The sequence below is a fragment of the Burkholderia seminalis DSM 23518 genome (assembly GCF_902832885.1).
In the GTDB taxonomy this organism is placed as follows: domain Bacteria; phylum Pseudomonadota; class Gammaproteobacteria; order Burkholderiales; family Burkholderiaceae; genus Burkholderia; species Burkholderia seminalis.
The window spans coordinates 62944-77048 of record NZ_CADFDK010000016.1; the positions used below are offsets into that span (position 1 = coordinate 62944).

General features: G+C 54.4%; 8 protein-coding genes and 1 pseudogene. 4 read left to right on the forward strand and 5 right to left on the reverse strand.

The annotated features are described in order from the left end of the window. Window positions 1-62 precede the first annotated feature (62 nt). The 4 genes from HWX00_RS31700 to HWX00_RS31715 form a co-directional block, all read right to left on the reverse strand. Window positions 63-3323: a hypothetical protein gene (locus HWX00_RS31700; protein WP_226194307.1), complete on the reverse strand. Its 3261-nt coding sequence runs from the start codon at window positions 3321-3323 to the stop codon at window positions 63-65. 102 nt (window positions 3324-3425) lie between these two features. Then, on the reverse strand, window positions 3426-4199 hold the full coding sequence (locus tag HWX00_RS31705) for a hypothetical protein (RefSeq protein ID WP_124609893.1): 774 nt from the start codon (window positions 4197-4199) through the stop codon (window positions 3426-3428). 101 nt (window positions 4200-4300) lie between these two features. Beyond that, window positions 4301-5368, reverse strand: a complete 1068-nt coding sequence (locus HWX00_RS31710; protein ID WP_175028265.1) for a hypothetical protein — start codon at window positions 5366-5368, stop codon at window positions 4301-4303. Window positions 5369-5522: 154 nt separating this feature from the next. Further along, entirely contained in the window at window positions 5523-6434 is a 912-nt protein-coding gene (locus HWX00_RS31715; RefSeq protein WP_124609895.1) for a hypothetical protein, read from the reverse strand. Window positions 6435-6621: 187 nt separating this feature from the next. On the opposite strand from HWX00_RS31715, the pseudogene HWX00_RS37565 reads away from it, so the two are divergent. The 3 genes and pseudogenes from HWX00_RS37565 to HWX00_RS31730 form a co-directional block, all read left to right on the forward strand. Beyond that, window positions 6622-6720, forward strand: a pseudogene (locus HWX00_RS37565) (transposase); the annotation flags it as partial. A 1482-nt stretch (window positions 6721-8202) separates the two neighbouring features. Further along, on the forward strand, window positions 8203-10473 hold the full coding sequence (locus tag HWX00_RS31725) for a hypothetical protein (protein WP_124609897.1): 2271 nt from the start codon (window positions 8203-8205) through the stop codon (window positions 10471-10473). Further along, window positions 10470-12002 (forward strand): ATP-binding protein, encoded by a 1533-nt coding sequence (locus HWX00_RS31730; RefSeq protein WP_124609898.1) that lies wholly within the window; start codon window positions 10470-10472, stop codon window positions 12000-12002. The genes HWX00_RS31725 and HWX00_RS31730 overlap by 4 nt, the downstream gene beginning before the upstream one ends. A 49-nt stretch (window positions 12003-12051) precedes the next feature. On the opposite strand, the gene HWX00_RS37465 is transcribed toward HWX00_RS31730, so the two are convergent. Beyond that, the gene (locus tag HWX00_RS37465; RefSeq protein WP_124609899.1) at window positions 12052-13500 is read right to left on the reverse strand and encodes a TnsD family Tn7-like transposition protein; all 1449 of its coding nucleotides are present in this window, start codon (window positions 13498-13500) and stop codon (window positions 12052-12054) included. Window positions 13501-13598: 98 nt separating this feature from the next. On the opposite strand from HWX00_RS37465, the gene HWX00_RS31740 reads away from it, so the two are divergent. After that, complete coding sequence (locus HWX00_RS31740; RefSeq protein ID WP_124609900.1) at window positions 13599-13955, forward strand: helix-turn-helix domain-containing protein; 357 nt, start codon at window positions 13599-13601, stop codon at window positions 13953-13955. The last annotated feature ends 150 nt before the right edge of the window (window positions 13956-14105 follow it).

A 14105-nucleotide genomic window follows, 5' to 3' on the forward strand; every position in this document is an offset into this window, starting at 1 on the left:
GACGTTCGATCGAGAGGGCCATCAAGGCGTTATATAAACTCCTGCTGTTGAATAGGTCACCCTCATTCGGGTACAGAGAAATTCCAAAAAAACGAGAGGCGGATAGTCTCGACCGACTCGGGCGACCATTCAATTCCGATGCACATCGCTTCGTCAAAGGCCGCGTACGAAAGCTTCGTGAAGTCCTCGAGCTGGGCTATATAGCAGGCGTCAACAGTGACCGGCGCTGCGTGAATTGGTACGTCTCCCAAGTGGCCGATAACACTTGCGACGTCGTTCTCACGTCGGTAGTTAAACGCAAGTGCATCCGAAGCATTGCCTGGGCCTTCGCGCAACTGACGAAGCCATGCTGGCGCACTTTGAATCGGGACGAGGATAGCTGGAGTGCCGCCGTTCCGCTGAATCGATTGTACTTGTTCTGCGAGCCAGCCGAGAAAGACGTCAGTGCTTGTATTGGGCAAAGAAGCTGGGCGCTTAGCGTGCAGGTATTTTTCGATGATGGTTGAAGCAACTTGCTCTCCAACCAGCTTGTTATACCACTCGATGGAGTGGTCATGCCCGCTTTCCAGCGGCGGGTCTGTGAAGGGGCCTTTTCTAACGTTCACGACGTTTAACCTCGACAAGTCAGCGGAGCAAGGTTCAGCGATAAACGTTGGAGCAAGGGAAAGCGGAAAAATGGTGCATTGCTTGTCCAAGATGTAGCGTGAAACCGCGGATGACGCTAGCGCCAATCTGCTATTTGCGACCTGTGCGTTAGTGAATACCGCCTGCCGCGCTTCGGCGGCGGCAGTAGCCAATGCATTCAAGTCGCCCGCCAAAGCCGTTTGTGCGTCCTCCGAGCTGGTTGCATTGCCTAGTGCCTTCCGCAGTTTATCGATCAGATCTAGCCGGGATGTGAGGCCTGGTGAATTCAAAGCGTCGCTGAGTTGTCGCGCGAAATGTCGCAACTGTTCAAGTTGGTTCATGTCTCGAGACCGGTACGGCACAGCCGATACTGCGGTGAAGACACCGAAGGGCGTTCGGCCACCCGCAACGGCAAGGAGTAGCTCGATTTGCGTGTTGAGGAGCGACTGCATATCGCTGTCACCCCAGCCGGAAAATATTCGTCCGCCGAGTCGGTCAGGCTCAAGGGCGTCAAACATAGCGCGCACGACTCCGTTGAGCCGATTCTCGTAACGTCGGTCGGCATTTTGCGCGCGAACGAGATGCAGCCAAACCCTGTTGAACTCGGAAATCTCTCGCACCGCTACCGTTCCACCTTCTATGTAGCTACGCCCAGTTAGTAGTGCGACTGCCAATTCAAACGAAAACGTAGAATCGCAGCCCGAGGCGTCAGTCCACGAAACGAGTACAAGTGCAGTGACAAAGCGAATGTCAACCCAGTATCGCCGCAACAATGTCGACGCGAGCGCCTGCGCAATCGCTGGTTCCTCATCCCCTTCTGGGAGGTTCTCCAACGACGAGCGTACAACCGACCAATTATCGTCAATGCACGCGAGCGTGTGGATGGGGAACTCATGTTCGGGCAACGGATGACCATCAAACTGTGATTCCTGGGATGCCCACCACTTTAGGAGCGAGTCCTCGAGATATAGTGCGGCTGTCCGGTCCCCGCGAACGACTGCCCCGGAAAGCATCTTGACCAAGTATCGAAGATACTCCGCAGCGAGCCGTAGTTGCTCTGAGAGCGCCTGCCATGCATTCGCCGCATTGTCGGGGGGCACGCGGATATCCAAATAGCTGCTGGCTTCCCAACCTTCGATAAAAGTCTTTACCGCGGACTCGTACTGCTTTGCCGATGGGATAGGCAAAACGACTGCGTTTGCAGCACCGCGCATCGTGAGGCCTTTGTCGTCAGCCTTCGATTGCCACCACAAGCCGAGTCGATGTGACATCAGTGATGACAGGTTCAGCACATACGAAACGACATCTGGGTGCTGGCCATGAAGCCGGTTGAGCAGGCGGTAAGGTATGTGGCAGCAGCGGCTATAGAACGGCGTTCCAAGATTGACATCTGTAACGGCTGCGATAATGAGTTGCCGGTACCCATTGACCCATTCTTGGTGAAGACGCAAACCACTCAGTTGATACGGGTCTGAGAGCAACGCGGCATTGTCCTTCGTTCCATCATCGGCCACGAACGCCCCTGCTTTAATCAACTCGGCATGGAGATCGACCAGTGCAGATATCGTTTCGGCCGCGGCCTCGAATCGATGTTGCTCGAGCAGCGTGAGCACCTCGGCAGCCAACTCTTCAAAGATGTCGATTGTGGATGTTGAGGGCTTCCTTTGCCCAAGTACGAGCGAGCGACGAATCAGGAGTGCTGCGATGCGGCTTGGTGGTTCCCCGTCCCGCACTGTGCACAAAGTTTCCTCGCCGCTGAGTTGTTCACCAGGCGAGAACGTAAAGGAGAGGCACGGTGACCGGATCGAGACTGAACGTGGATTCCCAGAGGATTTTTCGCGGTGAGCACGAATCCATAGTTCCGTTGCGATGCGAAGCAAACGAAGGCGGACGTCGACAACCGTCTTCGAGCCGCGGACCATCACGGTGACATAGGGTGTACCGTCGGGGAATGGGAGGTACCGCACGCGAGGTTTGCTCGAACGTCTTCCTTCCTCTTCTACCGTATCCCCGACATGGCCCTCTTGGAGAAAAATGCTTCCCTCAAGCCGCCCACGGATATCTGCTGGCAAGGCGTTGCTCACGGCGTAGCGCGTGAAAACGCGCATCCTGGTGCTGTCGTCAAGATAGAGGACGGTCCGATACAGAAACCATGCAGTGAGCACGGTGTTAGCAAAGAACCAGACACAGTCCCCGGCCGCCCCCATGGCAATCCATTCCGCTGAGACGTAGGGGACAGCCAGATACTCAGCGCCCATGGTGGCGACCAGCGCTATCGAACTGATGCCAGCTGTAAGCGCCGCAGCGTCACGCAGGTACAACTGCAAGCTAAGTTTTGCCGTGGCTCGGCGCTGAAGAAGCACTGCCACAAACGCAATGACGATTGGATATACCAGGGCGGCAATTGTTGCCTGTACTGACCAGAGCGTGCCAACATACGCTGCAAATTCCGCGTTGCTCCAGTCGTAGGACGGTACCGTCAGGGCGAGAAATCGAGGGCAGGTCCACCAAAGCAACGCTATGATGAATTTCACGGCGACCAGTACCGACAAACAAACGAATGGCCTCCCGAGCGCAAGGGGGACCAGCTGCCGCCAGCTCGCAATATTGAAGGATATGGATACGCTCTGCTGGCCCAACCACTGGGCGACAATTTTGTTGACCCGGCGTGACAGATTGTCAAATGCGAAGCTGAGCATCGTTGCTCCACTTAAGCTGTCGGGCTCAACTATCTTCAGGTAGTTGAGCCGGATATCGTGTGACCGAAAAGGTGCTAGCGCCGCCGTGTCGGCGTCAAACTGCTATCTGATGACGCACTGCGAAAAATCCCGAGCGAATGCAAATCGAGTACAGCCAGCTATTACAGAAAGATTTAAAAACCTGACGCTGCTTGCGTCCGCGCGGGGCATGTCCATATTTCCGAGGAGGGAAACCGTCGGGGATAGCGGAACATACAGTGCTTGAGGGCTATCCGGGACGAGAAACTCGCCGGCGCCTGGTTCCGCCTCCGTGACGTACCATCGTATACCCTTTAACTGAAGGTGCGTGTAGTCAATGGCACGCTGGATGTGCATTCCGGTTAGCTGCCGGCTACCCATCATGCCATTCTCGTCTATGAACAGGTAATGGTTGCTCTCCAGCCGTTCCTTTTTATCCTTTGTGATTTCATTATCTGGCGTCACACCTTTCAAAATGACTGCAGGTACAGGGTTTGCGCTGTAGTGCACGCGGTGTTTCCATAGAGCGTAGAAAGCAGTGATCGTATCGTTCTCGAGAGCTAACCATCGACGGTCCCCGTAAAGAACGAGGTTGGCGATTTTCTGAAACCGTTTCTCAATTTGCGCCATGTATCCTGACTCGGCGCGTTGGTCCCAGACACGTTTCGCACAGAACATTTCATGCTCGGCCGTAACGCGAAGACGACTTTGGGTTTCACCCAATCGGAGCACGCTTACTTTCCCGTCAAGTCCATAGAAGCGTTCGATAGATTTTCGAGGGAATATATGTTGTCGTTGTACTAAACCGTACGGATTTCCTTTCTGCACGGGTTCGGGCTTGTGTTTGCGGTATTCCACAGGTTCGTCCTCGTGGATATGACTAGGTTTGCCTCGGGTCGCTTGTTAACCTGCGCTTATCGAGAGCCTCATGGCGAGCGATGGCACATACAATCCCCATGCTACCGTGTCGTCGCTGGCGCTCTGTTCTGAGGCTCACCATTCAAAGAGCCTTCTCTATGTACGGCATCATTCATTGCGTCAAGGAAGGAGGAGTTGAACGGGCCTCGCATGAATAGATGCATTCCAGGAACGACAGGTGGAGGAAGCTGGAAGTGCTGTCGCATGACTTCACTGAATTGCTCGCATACCGCAAGCGTTCGATAGACGACGGAATTGATTGCGGGGCGCAAGGGTACGAGATTGTTAGGTTGACGCTCCTGATCCCGCCATATCTTCATACTCTCAAACGGTCGCAGGTGCCCTGAGATTAGGAAATCTGCATCGCCGGAAAAAATGATCTGCATCTGCGATCCGTGATGCACTAAGTTGTCGCGTATTGTTCGGAGTTGGAGAAAGAACGGCGTCACCGCCACGTAGAAGTCGACAAGGGGCAGTGGCAGACCAAATTTTTCGACCAATTTTTCAGCAGTCGCAGGCGCCTCTTGGAACAATGCGACGGCAGCGAAAGAACCCTTCATCGGGCGCTTCGTGTTGGCAGTGCCAGTTAGCGTAACCTTTTGCCATAGCTTATTGATAACCTCTTGCAGCAAGTCGAAGAGGCTCCTGCATACAGACAATACATACTCGACCTCTGTTGCAACCATCCTCGTGATGCCCGACCCGACATTGTCCCGGGATGTGTGCAGTAGTTGAAGCTTTGCCAGCGATGCCGATAGATTCGAGATGTCATCCATCACGCCGGCAACGGCCAATTTCAGTTCAGGAAAGGACGCGTGCTGAGCGATGAAGTCCATGAACCGAAAATGTGCATCGGTTGGTGATTGAGGCTTCTCGGCGAAATAGAATCCTTCCGCAAGTTCCACAATATTCAGTTCAACCAAGGCACCAGTTGCAACGCGGGCCCATGTCCGCCATCGAGTTCCATCGTGAAAGAAGTTGCTCATCACAATGCGCCTGTCAAGGTTGGCGAGATCTACAAAGGGAATGGGCGCCGACGATGGAGTCTCGAAGACTGGATGTACATCGGGAGTTGGCTGGTTCTCGTCTATCATGGTTTCTGAAGACATCTTGGGGTTCTTTGGCAGCAAAGGAGACTCTTGCAATAGAAGAAGTGGACCGTGTGTCGTTCCTTGAGGAGTGTAGACATCGTCCGAATCTCCGGCAACGAAACCGCCGCCGCAATCGATAGATACCCACCCGATGCCACAGCACGGACGGGTATCAGTTTCCCCAGCCGAGTTCGGTTATGAGGAAACCCGTTGCGTGCAGGGCAAGTTCGGCGTCCTCCTTTGACACCTCCCGAAGGTCGTAGCGCTCGCGCTCATTATCTTTTCCTCTCGGGTGAAGAAGATTGACGGTATCAAGTGCAGCACGGATTAGCCGTTGCTCTTTTTCACCGAAATGCTTCTTGACCGCTGTGATGCAACCTCCGAGGTCTTCCTCAAGTATCGTTTTATTTCCAGTCAGAGCATACAGCCATCGAGCGCTGACGACCGCACAAAGATTTCGACACTGGTCAACAACTGAGGTTGGGGAGTCCCTGTACGCTACCTGCATGACACGGTCGTAGGCACTTGATATGGATTTCTGATTCTCCTCCGGAATTTTCTCCAACTTGAGAGCTGGCAGAATGCCAAACGCAGACTCTGCCCGAAGAGTAACCAGCACATCGTGACTGATTGTTTGCTCGGTCTGCAGGATTCGCCAGAGGGAGTGTGCCTGCGTATTGCCTATCGCTAGCTGAAGTCCCTCACCTCGATTGGGACACCCCAAGAGCTCAGTGCAATGGATGAACACATTTAGGTCTTTCTGTATGCGGCCGTAGTCGTTCCTCAGGCGGCTATCAGATTGTAAATTCGGATGCGCCTCTACGAAAACGGACGTGCGATTAGTTTTACCGAATGACTGGAAGATGCGCCCACGCCTCACTCGGGAGACTGGGTCGAACGAGTCCTCCCGGAAAATCCAACGGAACGGGTCGCCTTGCATTCCGCGAGGCAATTTATCGAAATCAGCAGGTGACTCAATGAGTGTGCATTGAGAAATTATTGGCGCAGGGACGGTGAGGTGGTTAGGATTGTCGGTACCCTCATAAATGAGGCCATGGTCGTGTTCGACGCCGAGGCTGGACATGATTTTTTCCGTCAAAGAAACAGCGCCAATATATCGCAGGTCCGAGCCGAAGCGCGATGCCGTATATCTTCCAAGTGATGACGCAGTACGCCGGCGAGGCGAGGTTGGTCAAAGGGAGACGTCGAATCAGCTTTCGATCGGTTCCCCGGGCACATCAGCTAAGCTGATGTAATCCAAGAGGGATGAAATGAGCAGAGCAAGAAGGCACTTTACTGACGAATTCAAACGGGAAGATGTGCGGCCGTGCAGAGAGCCCGGTGCACCGGGCGCAGAGATTGCCCAAGAGAAGGTATCGTCCGGGAAAGCGATGGAGGCCAGTTCGATCTTGCTTGAGGCTGGGTCGCTTTAGATTCTTTCGCGTGCTGCATAGGGCCACAAGACGTCCGGCAAAAAATGTTGCATCATGCTCCTCAATTTTCACCGGTGAAAGTTGAGGAGTACCACTTCTGATGAACTGTGTAGGCCTCGATGGACATCAATATCCAATATATATCGGACTGCAAAATAAACTTGATGACGAAAAACGAGGAGGTGTCTAATGTGACATCACATGGCTCGACACTCAGAGCACATTTTCTCTACTGAAGTTGGTGAACGTAGGAGGCGGTATGTAGAAAAGAAAAAAGCCAATCACGGATGACTGGCTTTGTTTCTTGGCTCTATGAGAGCGCGGTACTGTGAGACTGGACATCCTCAGTATCGTTCTCGAATTCGGCCGAGTCAAGCCCTTTTTGCCTCTGCATTTGCGTATCGCACGCAGGTCCATATTGCGTGCGATTGATGCAAGCGCATTGGCCGTCGGCGTGCCTGATCGCCTCCTGGCGATCTGGTGGGCCGACATCGGCCGGAGACACGAGATGCGAGGAACGATGACGTGGGAGAAGCTGCAGAAGTTGATTGAAGAGGGGGCGGGCCAAGGGCACGGGGAAAGTTACAGGCCGTTCATCGAGGTTCGACGGAGGAATTCGTCACCGAATAGCAACCAGACGGTCGGTCCGCTTCCAGGCCAGAAGCGCCCATTTCATGGGCTGGCTAGGCTCGAACGTCACATTGGAATGCTGTGCTACTGGTTAGGCGCACAGGACGTACGAGAACAGTTCCCTGTTTGGCCCTTTCCGCATTCCCACCCCTTGGCTGGCGCTGCGACCGCAGAGCAATATGAAACAGTCGTTGCACCAGGTTTGCTCGAGATTGCTGAGGACGCAGGCATAGACCACGGTGTTTACGTCGGAACAGGCATTCCCTATGTCGCCACGCTCGATGTGGTGGCGACGGTACTGAGGGAGCACGTGCCTCCGCGACTAGTCGTTTTCTCGTGCAAGCCCTATGAGGCAGTTGCCAACGCCTGTCCAACATCACGGATCCTGGAGCGACTCGAATTAGAACGACGCTACTGCCGTGCGATATCTGCTCGATATCACATCGCGCACGATCTCGCCCTGCCGCGGCAGTTGTTTGCAAATCTCGAAGTATGTGGAACCGGGCTCGCTTGCCGAGACCGAATTTGCTCGGCGCCGCGCTTCGACGAATTTCGAGATGCCTTGATCAGAGGGATGCTTCGGAGACCACTAAGAGAGGCCGTCCGGATAGCTACGGCAAACACGGGATTTTCGAAATGCTTGGCGTGGCCGGCGTTCAGGTTGCTCGCGTGGCAGCTCGATATCGATATCGACCTAAGTGAGCCGATTGCAACGTCGAGCTTGATGGTTCGTGGGGGGCGAGCCATACACGCGCGTCTGCGGGATTCGCTTTTCGAGGGAGGTGGAAAGTGAGCAGAATTCTCGAGAACAGTATTTTTCGCTTCAACGACGCGCCGTCCACATCGTGCGGAACGTATCGAGCACTTCTTCTCAATGTCCCATGTAATCGTGTCTGGGCGATTCAAACTGCTCGCGAGGACAACCGCAAGATCACCTATCATCGCGGCCCCAAGATGTTTTCGCTAGGGCAGATCGAGCTGTCGATTGACGACGGACGTGTGGAAATTGAAACATACATCGCTCCTACCACTTGGTTGCTCTCGGACGAGCAGATCGAGGCAAGGTACGGCCGAAGCGCTGGAAGCGAAAAGTGTGCTCAACTCAGTCGCCGCGATAGAGCGTGGCACGTGATCGAGCCAATCGTCTCTCGGTACTGCCTCCACGATTTGCTGGAACTTGGCATGTTGCGAACGGCAGTTGGTGAGCGCGCATCCGAGTTGGGCGTCAAGAACAAGATCATTCTTGCGATTCTGCATCGATACTGGGCGGGTGCTAGTAATCGCAATGCCTTGTTGGGGAGTCTCAGCAACTGTGGGGGAAAAGGAAAGATCCGTTCGCAGGCTAGGAAGTTGGGCCGTCCGAACGTCGCGATTCGAAGCGATCCATCGGCGTCACCCGGGTACTTGTTGAGCGACGTTGATCGTGAGCAGTTGCAGTTTGGGTGGGAGACATTTCTACGCCCGGGAGTATCGGTTCATGCGGCCTATCTTAGAACGATGGAGGCCTTTTATCGTGCCGAGACCGAGAAACGGGGGGATGCATTGATACCGATGCTGAGACTCCCCGAGAACAGGCCGACGCTGCGCCAGTTTAGATACTGGGGGATGGGCGGTCTGCGGTCGAGAGCAGCCTCTCGGTTGCAACTGATGGGAGGTGAGTTTGACCGGAATCTAAGAGCGCTGCCGGGGACAGCGCGAGACGGAATTCAATGTGTCGGGCAGGTGGCGTACTGCGATGCGACAACGAACGACGTTTATCTTGTGTCTTCAGCGAGCCCCCTACTCGTTGTGGGCACAGCGAATCGGATCATGATTCGCGACGCATACACCGGAATCATCGCCGGATTCTACTGTGGGTTCGATGCGCCGTCTGCGGAGACGGCTATGCAAGCGATCGCTCATGCAGCTCTCGACAAGATGGACTTTTGCTCGCGCTTTGGGCTTGTCGCTTCCTTCGAGGATTGGCCTGCAATAGCGTTCCAACGATACATCTGCGATAACGGCGAATTTCGAGCACAAGAATCCATACAACGCGTCGCGAATTTTGGCAGCACCTTGGAGTTTACGCCGGTGGGGCGCGCCGATCTGAAGTCTCCGGTCGAGACATATCATCATGTCCTTCATTCCGCGTTAGATCATAAGATCCCGGGCACGACTCGCGGTAAGCGTACCGAGCGCGGGCAAAAATCGCCGGTGCTATCCGCATGTCTGACGTACTTCGAGTACGTGAGGAATTTAGTCAAGCGGATTCTTCATCACAATAACGAAGAGCGCTGCGAAAATCTACTGACCACCGAAATGCGCCGAGATAACGTCGTTCCTACGCGGATCTCAATTTACAGATGGTGCATTGAGAACGGGTACACGGCGGGAGGCCCCCCATCGGCAGACTTGGTGAGATCGCATCTGTATCCAAAGTTGCCGGCCGTATTGACCGGATCAGGTGTGTACCTTCTACGACCTGATCGCGGACGAAAAGCTGAAGTCGTGAGAAAAGCCCGCTTCGTCGGAAAAATTCTTCTGGAGCGAGGGTTGATGGAGGAGGCGCGCAGGAATCACGTGCGGCTTGAGGTTCGCGCAGATCCCAACGATCTTCGCAAGATTTGGATAGTCCACGACGGGGTGCACGAACTCACCAACGTTGACGATCACGATCGCCTTGCAGTGACGGAGTGGACATTGCAAGACCATCTTGCCGTACAAGATCACGATCTACTTGAGCGGCATCGAAGCAGAGGGATGTGCGAGCAGCAGGACGTAACCCTCGATGCAGAACTTTTTGCTGACGTGAGCAATGCAAAGGAAGAGAAGAAGGAGCTTATCGAGCGCAGTCGGAAGCGATTTTCTGAGAGGTCTTTGAAGTCGAACATCAGACAGAATCGAAAGTTCGAAAAGAGTATTCTGGCGAGCGTTGCTGAACCACTTTCTCGAACGGACAGCGTCCGAGAAGACACGGTGCCGCCGACGACAAGTGCGAATGGGCCCAATACCGCATCGACACAGACGTCACCGGCCTTGGAGGTGATGAGGCGATTCAACAGAATGCGAGAAGAATCATGACTCGAGTTCATGCCGCGTCATCGTCGGAAGGTGCCGTACCTGTGAACCCGCTGTTGGAGGTACTACCGCTTCCAGTACGCTACGAAGATCTTCCGATGCTCCTGAACCACGAGCCTCTCTTGTCGGTAAGGATGCGGGATTTGCCTCTTGCCGATCGAGAACCATATGCGTCCAAGATCACTACACATTTCGTACCTACACCGGCAGCAGTGGATATTGCAGATGCCATATTTTCGGCAATCTGGGCAGGTTATGAGGATCGAAATCCTGCGACGAAGTCCTTCCTGAGCGAGCGAATGCAGGTGGCCAAAATGGATCCGCTCAAAGGTCTTTCGCTGCAACTGGGGAACGTAAGAAATGCGCGCGGTCTTACTATCAAAGGTATGACGGGACTCGGAAAGTCGACGATCGTTAACCGGGTGCTCAGCCTCCTCCCACAGGTCGTCCAGCACGGTCAGAATCAGCAGTGTGGCTGGGCGTCGCAACTGCAGTTGGTCTGGATCAAAGTAGACATGACATCGGACGGAAGCCGGCATGGCTTCCTGATGCAGATATATGCCGCTGTGGACGCTGCGTTGGGAACCGACTACTTCAGGCAATACTCGGCGAAGAAATGGTCTGTAGAAACGCACATGGTCGTTGTTGCTCAGCTGCTCTTCAATTCGTTCTGTGGTGTCCTGATAGTTGAGGAAATTCAGCTGCGCAATTTCCAAAGTGACGCGTCTCGCAATCTCATGTTGCTGTTCTTCCTTCGCCTCTGCAATCTTGGTATCCCAATCGTTCTCATTGGAAACCCGATTGGGTTCGAAGGATTCGAAGACTTCTCACAAGATGTGCGGCGTATGAGCTCCGGCGGTGCATTTGAGCTGTGGCCCGCGCCCTCGTCGAATGATGTTGAGTGGGTTGAGTTCATCGTCCCGGGCATGCTGAGATTCAATATTCTTCCGAAGCCGCCGCAGCTTGTCGACGCCGCCGAGTTGTTGTTTAGCTTTACCGGCGGCATTTGCGACTTCCTTGCGAAGCTCTTGATCCAGGCACAACTGCTGGCATTGAGATCTGGAAAGGACCACCTGAGCAATGATGAGGTGGTGGCAGCGTTTAGAAGTCCAGTGATGCGCTCGTCGCATGCCCTCATTCGCGGGCTTGTTGAGCGAGACGTCAATGCGTTGAGCAGGTTCCTTGATGTGCCAGCATTGTCGTTTGCATCAATGTGGGAATCCGAACTTGATCCGATGAGGCCAGTAAAAGGCGGTTCTTCGTCTTTGAGCGCTGCTGCTTCTGCCAAGATGGCGCTGACACAAGGCGCAGATATCGCAAGCAAAGGTGGGCGCGCGAGATCATCTGCCAAGGCACCTCGGTTTGTGGCCGCAGCAGCGACATTTCAAGGAAAGAAGACATCGGCTGAGCGCCGCAAGCAAAAAGCGGAGGAGTTGCGAGCATCTCTGTCTCCGGAGGATGTACGAGCGGATGGACGCCAGAATGTGCTGCTTGGGAATTTCCATGAACTGAAGAAGCGGAAGGGTCCGTAGGTTTTTGGTTTCCCGGGAAGCCAGATATGAGATTGCAAACCAAGCAGAGCTACATACGTTGTCTGCGCATTTCTTCGACGATATCGTTGAGAAGTGCTGCGGTGCGTGGCATTTTGGCTAGCTGGACAGCAAAAGGAAGTGGGCCCAGCTCGCGGAGAACCGTGCTCACAGTGATGCGTCGACCTGCGGAAAGGCTGATGCGATCGCGCTGTTCCATTGCTAGTGCATGCAACCGCGCGTCACGTTGAGGCCAATTGACCCACGTGTCGTAGCGACGATTGGGTGGTAGCGGTTTACGACAATTCTTTTCGAGCCAATCCGGATCGTGGCGATATAGCCACCGCCATGGTCCGCCAACATCTCGAGCTATCTGCGATCGTGATGCGCCGGGATGTTCAGTGAGGTAGCGGAGCACGGATGTGACGGCTTCTTGCCGGCGACGGTGTCTTTCCGATGGCGATACTAGCCGCCTTTGTATCGATGACGGACGATAGGTGGCTGACGGAGGTTGTGTCTCGCATTGTTGTGTTGGGGACATGGTGCTCTCCCACTCATATACCGATATGAAATGCTCCCACGTGCCAAACAGCATTCCAATGAGAACGAGGTTTGGCAATGTGTTAGACGTTTCTCGCTTTGAGCGCAGTATGTCGACAAGCGAGACTATTTCTCGTGATAGTTCGGGGCGACAGAGTTGGACACCACGAGGTAGCGAACTCACATGTAGTCTTAGCTTCGATTCGAGTTCGGCGAGCCGCAGTCGTCCGGATCTTGAGAGCAACTGCCTCTCTTTGAGAGCATGCCGGTACGTGTGATACAGAACATGCTGGTCGAACTGCCCGGGAAGCCGGCATTGAAGCGCGGCAGCGGCTAGCTTCGCAAACTGCAGTGTGCTGCTGCTGGATTTGTTCTGGGTGTCGGCAGAGCGCGTCCACGTCAAATCACTCGGTAGAAAAAGCGTTGTTTGCTTACCTTGTCGCATCGACTTCGCAGTTATCAACCCGACTCGATGTGCCGGGCAAACAGCAACTCCTGGAAGTTGCGGTGTCCGGTGCCAATATGCGGCGCCTGCTGATCCAACATCTTCCTCCATGCATTCTGGGCAGGCCTTGATCGGAAGGCTCGCCCCAACCGCGCACGCCTGCAATCCCAATCGCCGCTTCAGCGACGCAACCGTTCCGCTGCAAATCTGTTCGACAGCGCTTTGTGCGAATTTCGGTTCGCGAAATCGAACAAAAAAGGGCAAGCAAGTTGCAGCGATCGCGATGTCCACGGGGCTCGATAGAGGCGGTGGCATCAGCCTTGCCAGGGTGGACAGTCCGTGAGGGTAATCGAAGATCAGTGCCGCTCTTCTGTTGCCAAGTAGTAAGCGACTCAGATCCGTTGACGTTGCTTGAGAAGTCAGCAGCATTGTGCGCGAGAGCAAGCTGAACAACGTCTCGTCATATTGGAGAAGCGGCAGATTTAGGACATGACCAGAATCTTGATAGAGGCGCATAACGCACTCCTGCGTTGAACTCAGATGCTCGCGCTATCTGCCGCAACAAGCAACGCTAGGAGCTTGCATAAAAATATGCAAAAGCGCATAGTCGTTCAATGGACTCCGAAACTGAACAGTTACTTACATGGTTACGTACTGCCGTAGCGGATCGCCGATTGACGCAAGCGGATGTTGCCCAGAAGACCGGCGTCAACCAGTCTCAAATCAGTCGGATATTGCGTGGTCACAACAAGCGAACCTCTGAAAACGTCGCCGTACTGTGCTCGTTCGCGCGGCACGAGATTCAGTCGATGCTTGGCGCGGGAGAGGTGGGTTTGGAGGCCGAAGCGCAAGGGATACTTCGGAATTTAATGAACGGAAGCGATCACGAGCGCCGGCTCGTCGTCGACGTTTTGAGACGACTCAAGGTGCTGCGTGATACCTGGAGGGCTGCTGATGATTCCTCAAAGTGACCGACCGCTGTTTGTGCCGACCATCCCGGATGGCGTGACCTTCTTTTCGCTTGTTGCTGTTACGCATGCTCTGTCGGGCAATACGTCAAAATCCGTAACGAGCTTCCAGCTGTTCGGCTGCGCGACTCCGTTTCCTGCGGCACCCTTCGC